The following is a 16,273-nucleotide window of genomic DNA, read 5'->3' as shown; positions in this document are numbered from 1 at the left end:
GCGATGTAAGCTGTCATACTCTGAACACGCTTGTACCGGCTAGCCAGAACTTCTGACGGCTACGCGTGACAACTCTTTTTCCTAGTCCTGCGTAATTTTCCGTTGACGGACGTGGTACCAGATGACCCCTAACAGTCCGAATAAGATTGGTCCCACCAGCATCCAAATCGTACTTTGAATGTCGTCGTTTTCCAAAACGGGTTGAATCAGCGTGAAGGTGTTGGCCCCCAACACCACGAGGAAGACGACCCAGCTAATGACGGTCGTCCAAGCCGGTGACTTGTAGACTTCAAATGGCTTCTGAATATCGCGATTCCGTTTGAACTTAGGAAAGGCGTAGACCAGAAACAGGTAAGGCAGCGTCATAGAAACGTTGGCCATCAGCGTTAAGATGTTGTAAAAGGCTGAGGCATCGGTTGACGCGAAGGAAGCTAACAGAATAATAATGATGACGACCGTACACTGCAACTTCATCGCGTAACTTGGCATGTCGTTGTCATTTAATTCCGTAAATTTCTTTGGCCACATGGACTTCGGCGTCCCGAGGATCAACGTCTTGAGTGGTGAATAGGTCAGCGTGAAGAATGCCCCGGAGTAAGCCAGGAACATTCCCAGCCCCGTGTACCGCGCAAACCACAGGCCAATCGTGGTACTCGTTGCCGCGCTCAGACCCAGTGACTCACCCAGCACGTCACCTAAGTTCCGCATCATCACATAACTAATGTTCCCCATATTGGTTGATGGGTCGGACAAGACGGCATTCCAGTTCGTACTGATCCCCCAACAGAGAATCCCGATGGCATAACCCAACGTGATGACGATGGCCGAGATAACGATGGCCTTGGGGAACGTCTTTTCTGGGTTCTTAGTCTTATCGACCATCCCCCCGAGAACTTCCAGACCCCCGTATGCAAAGATAGCAAACACGGCAAAGCTCATAATTCCCATTGGTTGTTGGTAATTTGGGTGTGGGGAGGTCATGAAGTGTTGCAGCGGCTGAGCCATGTGACCATGCCGTAGCGCCAAGACAACGCCAGACACCACCAGCAGGATCGCATTCAAACTCATGACGGCGATCCCACCAAGACTGGTGACCCGCACGATTCCCTTGACCCCTTTGATTGAGACATAGGTGACCAGAATCATCCACAAACAGGATAAGATCCCAATGACTTGGGTCGCATTCAACCCCGCGAAAGCAAATTTTTGCGTCTGATCAGACCCAAAGAACAGCGTGGTGAAGGGAATCCAGACCTTAGCCGAGGTCGAGACCAACCAGATAATGTAGGACGCAAACCACATGAAAGTCCCGATAAACGCGAACTGGGGATTCACGCTGACTTCCATCCACTGGTACATCCCACTCCCCTCATCGGATTTGATAGCGGCACCATACTCCGCCATCATTAAGGCAAACGGAATAAAGAAGAGGACCGCCGCCGCTAAGTAAAATAGAATTGATGAATAACCCATTAAGAAGTAAGCCACCGTACTGTTGGCAAAGCCAAACACGGTGGTGAAGATCATCATGACTAATGCCATTAAGGTTATTTTATTGTTATTTTCAGCCATTATATTTCTCCCCAAATTTTTTAAACTACCCAATTGAAGGCGCTTTTATTAGTTTATATGAGCGACAATACAATCCCCTGTAAATTTAGTAACAGCTAGCTTAGAGTTTCGTGTGATAATCGTGCATTTTCTCATCAGATTTACCGCCAAAATCTGATGACACCTTAATTTTAGACCCACAACGGTTGCGCCTCACCCCAATTGGGCTCGTCTAGTAAACCCACCGAATTATCCGCAAAAAAAGAGTCTGGGACAAAATCCCAGACTCCTTTGCTTATCTCGATATTATATGGTTGAAACGTGCGCCAAAAGGCAGCTGGTTCCGCTTAAAACCGCTAACCAAACAATCCAAGTTCGGGATTATTCAGTTAGCGGCCTTAATGCTCGCCAGCTAACCGCCTTTTGTCCCACTCTCCATTGGCGATTATAGTTTTGACGTCAATTCAACATCAGGATACTTGTCCTTGAACCAGCGTTCTGCGAAATGATTTTCAAACAGGAACAGTGGTTCACCGTGGTTATCCTTGACCAATAGGTTCCGCGACGATGACATCCGTTCGTCGAGTTGGTCGGGATCGATCCACCGAGCCGTCTTCTTACCCATTGGTTCCATGATAACTTCTGAATTGTATTCATTTTGCATCCGGAACTGGAAGACTTCGAACTGCAGTTGCCCAACGGCACCCAGAATGTAATCACCAGTCGAGTAGGACGTGTAGAGTTGCACGGCCCCCTCTTGCACCAGCTGATTGATCCCCTTGTGGAAGGACTTCTGCTTCATGACGTTCTTAGCTGCGACCCGGACGAAAAGTTCTGGCGTAAATTGCGGAAGTTTTTCAAACTTCACGGCTTGTTTCCCGGTATAAATAGTATCCCCGATTTGGAAGTTTCCCGTATCGTAGAGCCCAATAATGTCACCAGCCACGGCCTTTTCGACGTTTTCACGCGTATCAGCCATGAATTCCGTCACGTTGGATAGCCGGAGCTTCTTCCCCGTCCGTTCCTGTGTGACGTCCATCCCACGGTCGAATTCACCGGAGCAGACCCGCACAAAGGCGATCCGGTCCCGGTGCTTCGGGTTCATGTTGGCCTGGATTTTGAAGACAAACCCTGAAAATTCGGGGTCGGTCGGCTTGATGTCGTTGTCTTCTTGTGTGTGGTGCGCTGCGGGTTCTGGGGCGTATTCCAGGTAGGTTTCCAGGAACGTCTTCACCCCAAAATTTGCCAGCGCTGAACCGAAGAAGACCGGCGTTTGGTCCCCACTAGCGATCTTGGCTTGGTCAAATTGATTCCCAGCTTCACCAATCAGCTCCATGTTATCGCGGGCATCCTGGTACCAGCCATCGTCTTCCAAGTCGTTGTGTTCCGCCAATTCACCGTCTTCAGTTAATGGCAGGTAAGGTTGACTCGCATCCTTAGGCCGGAACAATTCGACCCGTTGGTGATAACGGTCGTACAGACCCTTTAATTCCTTACCCATCCCGATTGGCCAGTTCATTGGATAACCTTCGATTCCCAGTACGTCTTCCAATTCGGCGATCAGGTCCATGGGGTCCCGGCCATCACGGTCCAGCTTGTTCATGAAGGTAAAGATCGGGATGCCCCGCATCTTACAGATCTGAAACAGCTTCTTAGTCTGCGGTTCGATCCCTTTAGCGGAGTCGATAACCATGACTGCGGAGTCCACGGCCATCAGTGTCCGGTAAGTATCTTCGGAGAAATCCTCATGTCCTGGGGTATCCAAAATGTTGATGCGCTTGCCTTGGTAGTCAAACTGCATCACGGAACTCGTAACGGAGATTCCCCGCTTCTGTTCGATTTCCATCCAGTCAGACTTAGCAAAGTTACCACTCTTCTTAGCCTTGACGGTTCCGGCTTCGCGCACAACGCCCCCAAACAGCAGGAGTTGTTCGGTAATCGTCGTCTTCCCGGCATCAGGGTGAGAAATAATGGCAAACGTTCGACGCTTGTCCACCGCAGATGCTAATTTAATTTCACTCATATTGTTTAGTCCTCACAAAATTTCTTATTTTAAATAGTCGTTATCTTTTGATTACACAGCTCTTGATTTTAACACATTTAACGTTACAATTCACGGTCTAGGTCCCTTTTTACCCCGCATCTCCGTACTTTCGTGGTATCATAAAAGAATGAATGCATTGAGAAACGGGTGAAAATATGTCGGCGAGTACCGAAGCCATCATCATCGAAATTGTTTTTAGTCTAGGCGCCCTGATTGCCGTGGGTGGCCTAATTGGTCTATTCATTGCCAAACACCGTCGGCGCGGACTGCGACCGGCCATGACCATCATTTTTAGTGGCGCTGGCCTAGTTATCATCGCCTTACTGCTGAACGTCCTGATATTTAAGACTTACGATCACGTCCGGGTCAAGAAGGACCAGTACTACGAGATTGTCAGTCTGACGGCCAACATGAACACCTCACTGGCTAGCAGTCACGCTGAAGACCAGCCGGTCACGCCCCGCGATAAGAAGGCCAGCAAGAATGTAACCTACCTCGTCAAACACACGAATCAGGGCAACCATTCCCTGCGGCTCGCTCAAGCGGCCCAGGCACAGTTGACTACGCAGAAGCAGCCCGATTTGAAGCTGGTCAAGCGCAATTACCGTTTGATCTTAGACCACTACTTCCAGGAGACTGTACAACCCAGTCGTACGGCCACACAGCTCAGTAGCCACGCCTACCAGCAGGCCACGAAGTTCCACAAGTAACCCACTACTATTTTGACAGAAAAGCGAAGCCCAACCGGCTTCGCTTTTCTTATCCGTAAATTTAAGTTTAGTGACACGGGTTACCCGTGCTTTTCAATCTGTTGCACCACGTAGTTGACGATCTTCAGGGAACTTAACCCATCGTCAATTGAACAGAAACGTTGATAGAAGTCCATAAACTTCTGATCATCGCTCATGTCGGGGGTCTTCAGCTTATCACCGATCATCGTCAATAACTGCGACTCGTTGTGGGCAATCTCGCCCGGCAAGTCCTTCTCGTAATCGAGATAGAACCCACGGAGCTCGTCCTTGTACATGTGATAGTCGTACGGGTAGAACAGGATTGGCCGTTTCAAGTAAGCAAAGTCAAAGAAGACGGATGAGTAGTCGGTGATCAGCATGTCACTGATCAGGTACAGGTCGGAAATGTTCGGATGGTTGGAGAAGTCAAAGACGACGCCTTCGTACCCGCTGATATCCAACGCGTTACTGATCAAGTAGTGCATCCGCAGAACCAACACGGCATCCTTGCCATACCGATCACGGAACTCATCGAGAGAGAATGGTAACTCGAAGGTGTACTTCCCCTTCTCGGCAAATTGATTGTCCCGATAAGTTGGCGCGTAGAGAACGACCTTCTTATCCAACGGAATTCCCAGCTCCTGCTTCAACGCGGTCACGTCTTCACGGGTGCTGTTGATGAGTTCATCGTTTCGGGGATACCCAACCTTTAAAATCTGATTGTTAAACCCAAAGGCCGACCGGAAGATCCGCGTGGAATAGTCGTTAGGTGAGACCAAGGCATCCCACCGGTTGGCTTCCCGGACGAAGTTGGCATGATACTTAGTCGTCGTGGTGCCGGGCATCGAGACATTCTCAATGTCCAAGCCCAGCTTCTTCAGCGGCGTTCCGTGCCACGTTTGAATATAGGTCACGTAGTTAGGCTTCTTGACCCAGGATGGGAAGCGGGCGTTACTGATCCAGAAGCTGGATTTTTCCAGTGTCCGGACCCACTTGGACGTCCGTCGAATGACGAACGGAATCCCATTTTCCTTACAGAACTTCTTCTGGGACCGGTCAATCGACCAGATAAAGGTAAACCCGGGATAGAGCTGCGTGAACAGTTGGTAAATGGCGTAAGGCGAGTCACTGACTTGCCGCCCACCAAAACTTTCAAAGATTAACGTTGGTTGATCGTAAGGCCGGTGACCCCGCTTGAACAGCCGACGCATGTAGAACAAGTTGGCCTTGTCCATTAACATCGACAGGAACTTCGTGGCGCCTCCCACCTTGCCTGGCACGTTAGCCAAACGTTGCGGAATGGATGGTGCCGCCGTTTCTTGCACCCGAATCCCGTTATCGAAACGCTTGTCGATGATCACCAGGCGGTGCCCCGGCGTCACGGCCTGGGTCACCTGCCCGGCCAACGACTTGGCTAAGACCACGCGCTGTTCCAGGTCTTGACCGTCAATTGTTGAGCGAATGAAGAGCTGTTGCGTACTATCGTCAGCCAGGTCGGATAGTGGAATTACCCCTGTAAATAACCCGTGCAAGGTCATCTGGGTAATCGGCCACTCCGCCGAACTGTCAGCCTGTACATTCTTCAAGACCAGTCGTTGATTAGTGATGGCATGGTTGTTGATCCGACTAGGTCCAATCACCTGAAGTTGGTCGTCCTGCAAGTTAATTGCGTTAATCGTGAACTCGTCTTCTGCCTGCTCCGTATGCATATTGAACAGCGCCATCCCGTTAGCATCGCTATTCAGCTGGTAATAGCTGGTCAGCGTCAACTGGTGACGGTCACTCAAGTATTCACTCTCGACCTGAATCAGGCCCCGGGTGTTCTGTTGTTGTAGGTTTAAATAAAGTTCCCAGCTAAATTCGCTCTGACCCTCTGCTGGAAATTGGAGGTCACTTGCGTTGAGTCGTAACCGAACGACCTGCGCACTGAGGACCTTGCTGACGGGAATCGTGATGGACGCCTTGGTTTGTTTTTCCAAGAACGTGACCGCGAGATCGTCGAAAGGTTCTGGCACATCGATCAGTTCGAGCTCAAGTTCCTGTAAATTCTTTTTATGATGTAATCCTGATAAAATCGCACGCACGATGGAAAAACTCCTTAGTAGTTAAAGATCAGTTGGTTCGGCATTTGCGGTGAGAAGTGCGCATTGACCGCCAAGTCAACGTACAACCGGGTATCATCCGTCAACAATCGACTGAGAACCGCCTGATAGAAGGCAAAGACGTCACTGAAACGGCGGTAGTTCGAGTACGCTAAGACACCGTAATAGGCTTCCGTGGCCGTAATGATCTGTGTCTGATCGACCGTATTTGCTTCCGCCCGTTCCCGTTGCCGCTTCGACAGCGTCTCCGAGGTGGCTACCTGTTTGGCACCCTCAAATTCGGTAGCTAACATCGCCGAGGTGGCACTTAAATTATAAATGTGCTCAATTGGTCGTTCATGCCTTACAAAGCGTAAGACGGCCTCTCCGTTCCGATTAAGGAGATAGCTGGTCTGAGCAACCTCATTTTGAATCTTTTCAATCCCGACAACCTGACCGTCTAACCCGTATGTATCGACTTGAGCCAACTGATCGGCCTGATACTGGCGCAGAACCATCGGCGTCTCATCGTCGATCTGCCGTAACTCTGCCACCATGTGACCATCACTCAGATACCGCTTAACCTGTTCCTGATTGTCAGCAAACAACCGCTGCTCGTAATCCTCGAGCCCTATCGCATGTCGTTCCTCAGTAGTCAAGGCCAGTCCCGGCTCATCAGCGAACATTTCCGCCAAGGTGATCAGGCGAATCTTGTTGACTTGACTGTCCTTTCTGGCAAGTTGATTTAGATATTGTCGCACCGTCCAGACTGATTCAAAATCGACCATCGCCACTAAGACGCTGACCTGTGAGCCATTCTTCAGAGCCTTCAACAATTGCGTGGAAAAGTTCGGCTTGTGCATCCCATTAAGGGACGTCAATAAAAATATCATCTGCTGCATTCGTTTGCCTCCGTCTACGCGTTCCTAAGAAAAAATCCCTAGTCTGCGACTAAGGATTTCACTGCCAACACTACTTTTCGTCTTCCGTCCAAGTTTTTTCATCGGAAAGACCTAAATCGTGCTTGATTTTAGTCGTGGAGATACCTTCCGTCCGTGGTAAGTAAATGACTTCACAGTAATCCTTTAAGAAATCAAACTTACCCTTCCAGTCGTCACCCATAACAAAAATGTCAATGTTGTTTTCCTGGACGTCGCGAATCTTTTGGTCCCAAGTGGTTTCTGGAATCACGTGATCAACGTACTTGATTGCTTCCAGAATGTACTTCCGGTCTTCATAAGAGGTGTAAGCCCGCTTACCCTTCTCCGCGTTGAATTCATCGGAGGAAACACAAACCGTTAAATCGTCACCCAAGGCTGCGGCCCGCTTCAATAAACGAATGTGACCCTTATGGATCAGGTCAAACGTTCCGTAAGTAATTACTTTTTTCATGTAGAATCTCCTACTTTATCTGGTTAATTTCCCCGTTGCTTTACCCGGGGGTCTATTTTTCAAAAAATCCAATAACAATCTAAATAGTAGCATATTCAGCGGTCACGTCAACTTCAAACCGCAAACGTTAGTCATTTCTTGATAATTTCTACCCAATTTGCGCGAATTTACGAAAATTCCGGTGCTGTCACCCATTAGATGACGCTCCCTTTCCGAATGACGCTGCTACAGTGACTTCTTCTCCGCGTGTTCCAATTGCCAGATGCTGTAAAGATACTGCACCACGGTCTTGACCACCGCGTACAACGGAATCGCCAGAATCATCCCCAGCAGTCCGGCGATATTACCGGCCGCTAGCAGGATAATAATGATCGTCAACGGATGAATCTGTAGGCTCTTCCCAATGATGTTGGGATAGACCAGGTTGCCATCGATCTGTTGCACCACGACGACCACGATGATCACGTAGACAATCAGGCTGGTACTCGTTGCAAAGGCCACGATCAGCGCTGGGAGAATCCCAATGTAGGGGCCCACGTAGGGAATCAGGTTACAGATGCCCGCGAAAAATCCCAGCAGCAGCGCGTATTTTTCACCCACGAAGAAGTAACCGATCGCCGTGAAGCTCCCCACAAAGAGGCACTCAACGATCTGACCGCCCACGTACCGAGCAATCGTCTTGTTCATTCGTCCCAGCAGTTCAACGGTTTGCTCACCATGCTTGGCAGGTAACCACTTCTGAATAGCTGGCATGAACTTGTCGCTATCCTTTAACATGTAGAACAACATCACCGGCACCGTGACTGCTGTCACCGTGACCGTGGTGACCGTGCCAATGATACTTCCGATACCACTGGTCAAGCCACTCATGAAGCCCTGTGCGTACTTGGACAAAGCACTCTGCAACTGCGTTAAGTACTTGGAGAAGTCAATCTCTTTCAGTACTGGATGATTGATCAGCTTGTTGAGGACAGCCTCACTAGATTTGGCAAAGTCTGGAATATTACCGACCAACGTGGTGACCTGGGTAACCAAACGGGGAATCAGCCACATCGCACCGGCCACCAGAACCAAGACCAGGAGTAAAAAGACCAGTGCCACGGCACCCGCGCGATTAATGTGAAACTTCTTCCAACGCACCTTTTCCAGTAATCTGACTACCGGATTCAGCAGGTAGAAGAGAATTCCCGAGATCAGCAGTGGTGCAAATATCGTGGAGAGAAAAATGCCAATCGGAGAAAACAAGAAGCTGATCTGTGTACAGACCCAGATTAAGGCCGCAACAATCAACAGTTCCACGGACCAAAACATCAGTCGTGAATTGGCGAACCACTTCATGGGCAGTACTCCTCTCATTCGTCATTTATTTTTAGAACGCCTTCCCGGACCCAGTAAGCCTCAATGGCCCGCAATGGTGTCCGGTAACAACGATGGCTTTTTGAAAAAAGGAGCCAGCCACGAATGACTTGCTCCTGGTGATACGGAAGACAACTCTTACAGGTCTACGCCGCGATTAATTTGAGCGTCGTAACAGTTCCTGATACCGTTGATACCAAAGATCGACATAGGCTTTAGAAAAGGGGCCCTTGTGATGATTAATCCAATCGACGAGGGTCAAGACGTTTGCCTTCAAGATCCGATCGGTTTCCTCGCCATACTGCCACCGTTGACTGAAATCTTGGTATTCATCAACGTCGAGCAAGCGTTTCTCACCATCCGGAAAGACCTTTACGTCGAGATCATAATCAATATATTTGAGCGCTTCTTTATCCAAAACATACGGGGAAGCCAGATTACAGTAATACGACACCCCGTTATCCCGAATCATCGCAACAATATTGAACCAATAATGCTTGTGGAAATAAACGATAGCGGGTTCTCTTGTCACCCACCGCCGCCCATCGTCTTCAGTGACCAACGTGTGGTCATTAACCCCGATGAGGGCATTTTCGCTTGTTTTGAGTACCATCGTGTCGCGCCAAGTTCGATGCAAACTTCCGTCGTGCTTGTAGCTTTTGATCGTAATGAAGTCGCCTTCCTTAGGTCCTCTAGCTTCGCGCGTCATGTATTAACCCTACTTTCTAAGTAACGGGTAACTATAAAAATTCAATCAATATTATACCAGATTCAGCCGTATTAATGAATAGGCACCGCCACATTCCTGAACAAAATCCTTGGGTGACCCGCAAATTTAAGATAAACTAAATGAATCAATGACCGAGGTGAATAAGCAATGACACAAGCTCCCCTGAGTACTTTTGAACCCATGATTCCACAAGTCGCCGACCTTTTGGCCGATGACCCCAAACTGACTGCCTTCTTTGCCGACCTGACTGTTGGCTACCAACGCGAATGGGCCCGCTACATCTTCGGTGCTAAAGCGGACGACACCAAAGCCCGCCACATCGCCGATATGCGAAAAATTCTAGCTGCTGGCTACAAGTCCAAACGCGCTTACGGCAGTCGCCCTAAAGATTAACCCAGGACTTTTCTAGAGTGGCTCTGACACTCTGCTTATGATCAGCCCGGAGACTAAAAACAGACCCGCTAGCCGCCGCTGTCACCCAAGTTGGTATCCGCGGTACTAGCGTGTCTGTTTTTAATTTTGCCTAAATCTAAAATCAATCAGTAGCAACGCACTTACTTGCCCAGCTCACCAGCCTGTAATAGATTCCAGATCTGAATTGCCGGCGTTTGCGAGAGTTGGTTGACCCGGTAGTAGTTACTCAAAAGAACCACCCCGTCCGTGCCATCCTTACTCAACAGAGACGTTGCTTCGTACCCATAGGCGAGTCCGTGCGTCCGGACGTAGCCGGGGTAAACGTACATCCCGCCCCCATACATGGAGGCCGTCCCCGGCGCGAGCAGGACATTGACGTCACTTTCTGGGTAGAGCTTCCCCTGCAGCATGTTCCGTTGGGCCGTGTATAGATCACGTGCGGACATGTAGACCTGCCCCGTGCCGAACTGGTAGAACATCGACGCCTTGGATTCCCCAAACTGAGACCCATAGTTGGCGGTCACGTCCGCATTGTTGGCATTCTGATACCCTTGTGAGTACGTGGCCTGATCCGCCATGTTAAAGACGAACCCGGTATGCTTCAGGTGCCAAGCATTGGTAATGTTCTGCGTGAAGTACCGCCGGTAGCTCTCACCACTCGTCTTCTGAATAATCCCGGACAACAACATAAAGTTAACGGGTGAGTAATCCCACTTGCCAATCTGAGCTGGCCGACTAACCACGTTGGCCAAGATAAACCGAATCATGCCCTTCTCCGAGTGGAGCTTGCTGGGAAACGCGGGTAATGTCAAGCCGCTCTTCATATCCAGCATGTCCCGCAGCGTAATCTCATCTGATCCGGCAATTGTCGGGTAGTATTTCGACAAGGGATCGGTCAGTGACAGCTTCCCCTCACTGGCGAGTCTCATGATCAGCCCCGCCGTGAACGACTTCTGCACGGAGGCCAACTGGTACACACTGTGGGCCCCATTCTTCTTATGAGCCGCCGCATCCGCGTACCCCCAGCCCTTTTGGTAGATGACCTGTTTGTTGTGAATGACCAACGCGGTCCCGACGAAACGATTGGCGCGGAGAACCGCATCAATTTCTCTAGTGGCCGCCGTTGGCTTCGCCTTAACGACGGCCTTCTTCACCACCGGCTTTTTCTTCTTGGGCTTAACTTGCCGAACGATTGAACTGCTGCTTGTCTTCGTCTCTGCCTGTGTCTTGGCCTGATTGTTGAACCACCAAGCCAGCCCCCCGCTGAGGCCCAAGACCGTGGCAAATGCCAGCACCGTTCCCATAACTTTAGAATTCATGGTAACTCCCCCTTACCCTTTAATTCTGAATGGATCTATTCAGCCGATTCCCCAAAATCAGCCAGCCATTGACTAATGTCATCTAGCTTAAAGCCCTTGCGGTACAACATCTGTTTTGTTTTATACTGTCGCTCCGAGGGACTAAGTGCCCGGTAACGGTGCAGAAATTTTTCGCCCTGCTTAGCCAATAACGCCTGTTGTTCGTCCACGTCTGGCGTCAGGTCCACGGCATCGAGCATCGCCTTAATTTCATCACCACCGAAGCCCCGCGCCATTAACCCCTGACGCATCTTCTGCTCCTGATTACGTGATGAATTGTGCTGATAACGCTTCGCCAGCTTCTCCGCCACGGCCGTCCCCACGGCCAACTGCTCTTCCGGCGTGTAAAGGGTCAACGCCTCGTCGATTACCTTTTCACCAACACCCTTTTGCCGCAAATGTTGTCGAATGACCCGCGGGCCCTTGTCCCCGGTGTGCATCACCGTGCGCACGTAACTGGCAGCGTAGTGGGCATCGTCCACCAACGCAAACTCACGCAACTTTTTCAGTGTCTGTTCGATGGTCTCTTCAGGAATCTCCAACGTCACCAGCTTATCGGCAACTTCCTTTTCCGTTCGCAACTGATGGGATAAATAATCCAGTGCACGATTGTAGGCCTTCGCCACGTCATCGGCAGCGGTCAGCTGTTCTTCCAATTCCTTATCGATTTCCATCCCCTTATACAGGCGAAAATCGACCAATACACTCTCACTCACGGGAAACGCGTAGTGCCCGTCAACGTATATGTTAAACCGACCACTGCGTTTCTGTGCTTCAATCATGGTAATTTCGGCCATTCAGGTCACATCCTTTTCTCGTCTTATGTCATCATTTTACCAGTTCTCCCACGGAGGTGACGACCCTAACAGCGGTTTAGTTAGTCAATCATCTTTTCGGCGGCACCATCATCCCCACACGTCACCATCCCTAGTCACCATCGCGATAGCCTGCTATAATTAACGGCAATCAGTACAACCAAAGGAGTGAACGATTTTGCTAAAAGCACACGTGGTCTTTGCCACGATTACCGGCAATAACGAAGACGTAGCCGACATCGTTACCGAAAAGTTAGAAGATCTGGGCTGTCAGGTCACCGAAACCGAAATTTCTCAGACCGATGCCGCCGAATTCAACCAAGCCGATATCTGCGTGGTCTGCGCCTACACCTACGATGAGGGTTCCCTGCCGGACGAAGGTCTCGACTTCTATGAAGACCTACAGACACTAAACCTAAGTGGCAAGACATTCGGGGTGGCCGGTTCCGGTGACACCTTCTACGGCGAGTACTACAACACGACCGTCGATCACTTTGAAGCGGCCTTTACGAAGACTGGCGCAACGCAAGGCGCTCCTAGCATCAAAATCAACTTAGAACCCGATCAGGCGGCCATCGAACAACTCGATACCTTCGCCACCCAACTGGTAACGCACGCGCAACAGGCCTAACCGCATTCATACGGACCTGGCACGGCATTATGACAGGTCTCTATCATCAAAACAACGCTACTGCGTCTAAAAGCTACGACTCATCAAACTTTTCGGAGTTGACGAGTCGTAGCTTTTTGGATTGTTTTTTGAATTAAGGTGACGTTATCACATTGGCCAGCTTAAATAATCAGCCTGGCCGATCCAACTAATCATCTTTGCGGTTACGTTTCAATCGATTCCGCAGAATGTAGGTAAAGACCGCCTGCTCCTCAATGGTCCCCTCAACTAAGTCCTGAATAGCGGCATTGAGCACCGCCCCAAACATCAGGATCAAAGCCGTAAAGTCCAACCAAAACATCAAGACAATGAACGTCCCAATCGTTTTATAACTATCGATATTGTGGACGAAGAATTTCAAATACCAGCTAAATGCTTGCGAGAGCAGTAACCAGCCTAACGTCGCCGTTAAAGCTCCGGGCCAAACATAGCGCAATTTTAATTTCACGCTCGGAACGAAGTAGAACAGAATCATCAGAATAAAGAACGTCATCACAAAAGTTACCGGCCACTTTGCCGCATTGACATACGCTAAGATCTGCGTTGGCAGATGCAAGAGTGGTGTGAGTCGTTCCAATACGATCTGCCCCACACTAAAGAACAACATCATCAGGAACAGAAAGGCAATTAGTGCCACCATCCAGAAGAATGCCACCACTCGATTAACGATGGCATTTTGCTTCCGCACGACACCGTACGCCCCATTGACCGTCCGCTGAAACGCCGCCACGGCCCGTGATGAGGACCAGATAGCCACGATAACCCCAATGGACAGCACACTGCCGCTTCGATTATTCAAAAACGAGTGGATGATCGGTGCCAACAAGTCGTAAACGTTCGCCGGAATAAACGGCTCGATACTGTTCATCACGGTACTGGTTTCAATGTGGAAAAAGGGCAATAAACTTGCTAAAACCAATAACGCTGGAAATAATGACAAAAGGGTATAGTACGCTAATACCGCCGCCGAGTCGGACACGTTCGCCATTTGATAATGCTTACTGATGGTTTGGATGATCCGGTTGATTCCCGCCAAACGCGGGCGCCATTTCTGCCACACGAGCCATGGCCCCTTTCACTAGATTTAGAACGACCCGTAATCCTCGGCAAACTTCAGAGTCCCAATCATCTTCTCCAAGGTCTTACGACTGAACCGCACCCGTTTGGCTTGACGAAAGGCTTCAATAAAGGTCGCCAAATCATCATAGTTAGCCACCGCCGTACAGTTGTACGCGTCATGGGCGTTCAGTTTTGTCTTGTTCCCAACCACTAACGAGTTACTGTGATTGTAACGGTCGTAGTAATTATAGTAAACCAACGGCTTCACAAAGTCGATGATTCGGTCGTTCTTATTTTCCAGCTGACGGTGCATGGTGATTTCACTATTGATGTAACGCACCAGCAGCTTAGAGGACAGTTCCGCCTGGGTAGCTGGATTGCTGATCCCGGTATGCAACGTGATGGAGCGCTGTCCACGCCCCTCCTGTTCCAGACTCATCGTATAGCCTTGCGTTAAAGATTCATTCTCTTCTGACAGGTTAGGCAGGAAGAATCGGTCTAAATGGTTCGCCAAGGCCTTGGGCACTTCCTTCTCCCGACCACTCAGATTCACGCCGGAGAAGTCATCCAGACTGGATGAAAAGATTTCTTCGGAGAGGTCATGGAAGATCATGCCCCGCCAATACTTACTTTCCACGTTAATGACCCCAAAGGAAGTCACCAGCAAATTATCAATCTGCATCACCCGCCAAGAATCCCCTTCGTTCATTTCCTGAGTCACCGGATTCTTGACCTTGTTTGCAAAGTGCACGTTACGCAGAATCTTATAGTCGAAACGTTCATGATGTTTTGCAGCGCTCTGATGAATCTCCCGCATAATTTCATACAACTGTTCAGTCGTTTTGATTTCGGCTCGATCGTACGCCGTTTCACCCATTAGCATTTCCTCCATTTAATTTTTCTTGAATCGCCGCCAGGATATACTCTGATGCATGCCCGTCCCCATAGGGATTTTCGGCCTGCGCCATCTTATCGTAAGCGGCTTGATCACTTAATAAACTTTCCATTGCGGCCGTGACACGTTTCGGATCGGTTCCCACCAACTTCAGCGTGCCGTTGGTAACGCCTTCCGGCCGCTCCGTGGTGTCCCGTAAGACCAACACTGGCTTGTTCAACGACGGGGCTTCTTCTTGGACCCCACCAGAATCGGTCATGATGAAGTAACTCTTAGCCGACAGATTGTGGAAGTTGACCACGTCCAGCGGATCGATCAGGTGAATCCGATCCATTCCCCCTAACTCTTCATGAGCGACCGTTTGAACGGCGGGGCTCAAATGAACCGGATAAATCACCTCAACGTCAGGATGAGCCTCGACTTCTGCGCGCACGGCTTTAAAGACGGCGTGCATGGGCGCCCCCTGATTCTCGCGTCGATGCATGGTCATCAGAATCAGCCGGTGACCGGGTTGCACTTGATCCAAGACGGCGTGATGGTAGTTGGCATCCACGGTCTGTTTCAGTGCATCAATTGCTGTATTCCCCGTCACGTAAATATTTTCCAACGGGTGAGCCTGCTTCAGCAAGTTCTCCTTGGATAATTCGGTCGGCGCAAAGTACAGGTCGCTCAAGATATCGGTCAGTTGCCGGTTCATTTCTTCTGGATACGGCGAGTACTTGTTCCAGGTCCGCAGCCCAGCCTCCACGTGGCCCAACATGGTCTGGTGGTAGAAGGCACTGATACTAGCCGCAAACGTCGTGGTCGTGTCACCATGGACCAGTACGATGTCGGGGGCCGCCTCCGTGATGATGGCATCAAGCTTGGTCAGCACCCGCGTCGTAATGTCACTGAGTGTCTGCTTAGCCTTCATGATGTTTAGATCGTAGTCTGGCTTGATCTTAAAGATTTCTAACACTTGATCGAGCATTTCACGGTGTTGTGCCGTGACCACCGTAATCGGTGTAAATTCAGTTGGTCGTTGTTGCATGGCTAGAATAATTGGGGCCATCTTGATGGCTTCTGGACGGGTCCCGAACACCGTCATTACTTTAATTGGTTTCGTCACTATGTTCCCTCCAAATTAACGTTGATTGATTAGGGTCAATTATAGCAGAACGGCGCGCGGCATGTTACG

15 protein-coding genes are annotated in these 16,273 nt (G+C 49.8%); 3 read left to right on the top strand and 12 right to left on the bottom strand.

Annotated elements, in window-relative coordinates:
- Nucleotides 1-81 precede the first annotated feature (81 nt).
- Both yjeM and ACEPSU_RS05100 read right to left on the bottom strand, forming a co-directional pair.
- A complete protein-coding gene (yjeM, locus tag ACEPSU_RS05105) occupies nt 82-1,572 on the bottom strand; it encodes a glutamate/gamma-aminobutyrate family transporter YjeM (RefSeq protein ID WP_395322998.1) in 1,491 nt (496 codons plus the stop codon).
- A gap of 424 nt (nt 1,573-1,996) precedes the next feature.
- Nucleotides 1,997-3,574 (bottom strand): peptide chain release factor 3, encoded by a 1,578-nt coding sequence (locus tag ACEPSU_RS05100; protein WP_020089697.1) that lies wholly within the window; start codon nt 3,572-3,574, stop codon nt 1,997-1,999.
- Between the two features lie 176 nt (nt 3,575-3,750).
- Here ACEPSU_RS05100 and ACEPSU_RS05095 point away from each other — a divergent pair, with 176 nt between their 5' ends.
- Nucleotides 3,751-4,305, top strand: a complete 555-nt coding sequence (locus ACEPSU_RS05095; protein ID WP_395322997.1) for a hypothetical protein — start codon at nt 3,751-3,753, stop codon at nt 4,303-4,305.
- Nucleotides 4,306-4,385: 80 nt separating this feature from the next.
- Here the strand turns inward: ACEPSU_RS05095 and ACEPSU_RS05090 are convergent, their stop codons facing one another.
- The 5 genes from ACEPSU_RS05090 to ACEPSU_RS05070 form a co-directional block, all read right to left on the bottom strand.
- The gene (locus ACEPSU_RS05090; protein ID WP_395322996.1) at nt 4,386-6,410 is read right to left on the bottom strand and encodes a CDP-glycerol glycerophosphotransferase family protein; all 2,025 of its coding nucleotides are present in this window, start codon (nt 6,408-6,410) and stop codon (nt 4,386-4,388) included.
- A 14-nt stretch (nt 6,411-6,424) separates the two neighbouring features.
- The gene (locus ACEPSU_RS05085; RefSeq protein ID WP_395322995.1) at nt 6,425-7,309 is read right to left on the bottom strand and encodes a hypothetical protein; all 885 of its coding nucleotides are present in this window, start codon (nt 7,307-7,309) and stop codon (nt 6,425-6,427) included.
- Between the two features lie 70 nt (nt 7,310-7,379).
- Nucleotides 7,380-7,799, bottom strand: a complete 420-nt coding sequence (gene tagD, locus ACEPSU_RS05080; RefSeq protein WP_020089701.1) for a glycerol-3-phosphate cytidylyltransferase — start codon at nt 7,797-7,799, stop codon at nt 7,380-7,382.
- A 225-nt stretch (nt 7,800-8,024) separates the two neighbouring features.
- Nucleotides 8,025-9,137: an AI-2E family transporter gene (locus tag ACEPSU_RS05075; RefSeq protein ID WP_395322994.1), complete on the bottom strand. Its 1,113-nt coding sequence runs from the start codon at nt 9,135-9,137 to the stop codon at nt 8,025-8,027.
- A 175-nt stretch (nt 9,138-9,312) separates the two neighbouring features.
- Nucleotides 9,313-9,864, bottom strand: a complete 552-nt coding sequence (locus tag ACEPSU_RS05070) for a DUF402 domain-containing protein (RefSeq protein ID WP_020089703.1) — start codon at nt 9,862-9,864, stop codon at nt 9,313-9,315.
- Between the two features lie 168 nt (nt 9,865-10,032).
- Here ACEPSU_RS05070 and ACEPSU_RS05065 point away from each other — a divergent pair, with 168 nt between their 5' ends.
- Nucleotides 10,033-10,278, top strand: coding sequence for a YdeI/OmpD-associated family protein (locus tag ACEPSU_RS05065; protein ID WP_020089704.1), 246 nt, complete (start codon nt 10,033-10,035; stop codon nt 10,276-10,278).
- Nucleotides 10,279-10,439: 161 nt separating this feature from the next.
- Here ACEPSU_RS05065 and ACEPSU_RS05060 read toward each other — a convergent pair whose 3' ends face one another.
- Both ACEPSU_RS05060 and recX read right to left on the bottom strand, forming a co-directional pair.
- Complete coding sequence (locus ACEPSU_RS05060) at nt 10,440-11,618, bottom strand: serine hydrolase domain-containing protein (protein ID WP_395322993.1); 1,179 nt, start codon at nt 11,616-11,618, stop codon at nt 10,440-10,442.
- Between the two features lie 35 nt (nt 11,619-11,653).
- A complete protein-coding gene (gene recX / locus ACEPSU_RS05055) occupies nt 11,654-12,454 on the bottom strand; it encodes a recombination regulator RecX (RefSeq protein ID WP_020089706.1) in 801 nt (266 codons plus the stop codon).
- A gap of 196 nt (nt 12,455-12,650) precedes the next feature.
- On the opposite strand from recX, the gene ACEPSU_RS05050 reads away from it, so the two are divergent.
- Nucleotides 12,651-13,103: a flavodoxin gene (locus ACEPSU_RS05050; RefSeq protein WP_395322992.1), complete on the top strand. Its 453-nt coding sequence runs from the start codon at nt 12,651-12,653 to the stop codon at nt 13,101-13,103.
- Between the two features lie 187 nt (nt 13,104-13,290).
- Here the strand turns inward: ACEPSU_RS05050 and ACEPSU_RS05045 are convergent, their stop codons facing one another.
- Genes ACEPSU_RS05045 through wecB form a run of 3 tightly spaced genes read right to left on the bottom strand, consistent with a single transcriptional unit; the run spans nt 13,291 to nt 16,204 of the window.
- Nucleotides 13,291-14,202: a YihY/virulence factor BrkB family protein gene (locus ACEPSU_RS05045; RefSeq protein ID WP_395322991.1), complete on the bottom strand. Its 912-nt coding sequence runs from the start codon at nt 14,200-14,202 to the stop codon at nt 13,291-13,293.
- A gap of 24 nt (nt 14,203-14,226) precedes the next feature.
- A complete protein-coding gene (locus tag ACEPSU_RS05040) occupies nt 14,227-15,078 on the bottom strand; it encodes a nuclease-related domain-containing protein (RefSeq protein WP_020089709.1) in 852 nt (283 codons plus the stop codon).
- On the bottom strand, nt 15,071-16,204 hold the full coding sequence (gene wecB, locus ACEPSU_RS05035) for a non-hydrolyzing UDP-N-acetylglucosamine 2-epimerase (RefSeq protein WP_395361617.1): 1,134 nt from the start codon (nt 16,202-16,204) through the stop codon (nt 15,071-15,073). Before wecB ends, ACEPSU_RS05040 begins: the two co-directional genes overlap by 8 nt.
- Nucleotides 16,205-16,273: the final 69 nt, after the last annotated feature.

The organism is Levilactobacillus parabrevis, assembly GCF_044051715.1.
GTDB lineage: Bacteria > Bacillota > Bacilli > Lactobacillales > Lactobacillaceae > Levilactobacillus > Levilactobacillus parabrevis.
Note: the sequence above shows the minus strand (reverse complement) of the source record. Positions and strands in the feature narration are given on the sequence as shown.

Bases quoted from the DNA above. Each gene is read 5' to 3' on its own strand.
- yjeM (WP_395322998.1), bottom strand. From the start codon at position 1,572: ATGGCTGAAAATAACAATAAAATAACCTTAATGGCATTAGTCATGATG.
- ACEPSU_RS05100 (WP_020089697.1), bottom strand. From the start codon at position 3,574: ATGAGTGAAATTAAATTAGCATCTGCGGTGGACAAGCGTCGAACGTTT.
- ACEPSU_RS05095 (WP_395322997.1), top strand. From the start codon at position 3,751: ATGTCGGCGAGTACCGAAGCCATCATCATCGAAATTGTTTTTAGTCTA.
- ACEPSU_RS05085 (WP_395322995.1), bottom strand. From the start codon at position 7,309: ATGCAGCAGATGATATTTTTATTGACGTCCCTTAATGGGATGCACAAG.
- tagD (WP_020089701.1), bottom strand. From the start codon at position 7,799: ATGAAAAAAGTAATTACTTACGGAACGTTTGACCTGATCCATAAGGGT.
- ACEPSU_RS05075 (WP_395322994.1), bottom strand. From the start codon at position 9,137: ATGAAGTGGTTCGCCAATTCACGACTGATGTTTTGGTCCGTGGAACTG.
- ACEPSU_RS05070 (WP_020089703.1), bottom strand. From the start codon at position 9,864: ATGACGCGCGAAGCTAGAGGACCTAAGGAAGGCGACTTCATTACGATC.
- ACEPSU_RS05065 (WP_020089704.1), top strand. From the start codon at position 10,033: ATGACACAAGCTCCCCTGAGTACTTTTGAACCCATGATTCCACAAGTC.
- ACEPSU_RS05060 (WP_395322993.1), bottom strand. From the start codon at position 11,618: ATGAATTCTAAAGTTATGGGAACGGTGCTGGCATTTGCCACGGTCTTG.
- recX (WP_020089706.1), bottom strand. From the start codon at position 12,454: ATGGCCGAAATTACCATGATTGAAGCACAGAAACGCAGTGGTCGGTTT.
- ACEPSU_RS05040 (WP_020089709.1), bottom strand. From the start codon at position 15,078: ATGGGTGAAACGGCGTACGATCGAGCCGAAATCAAAACGACTGAACAG.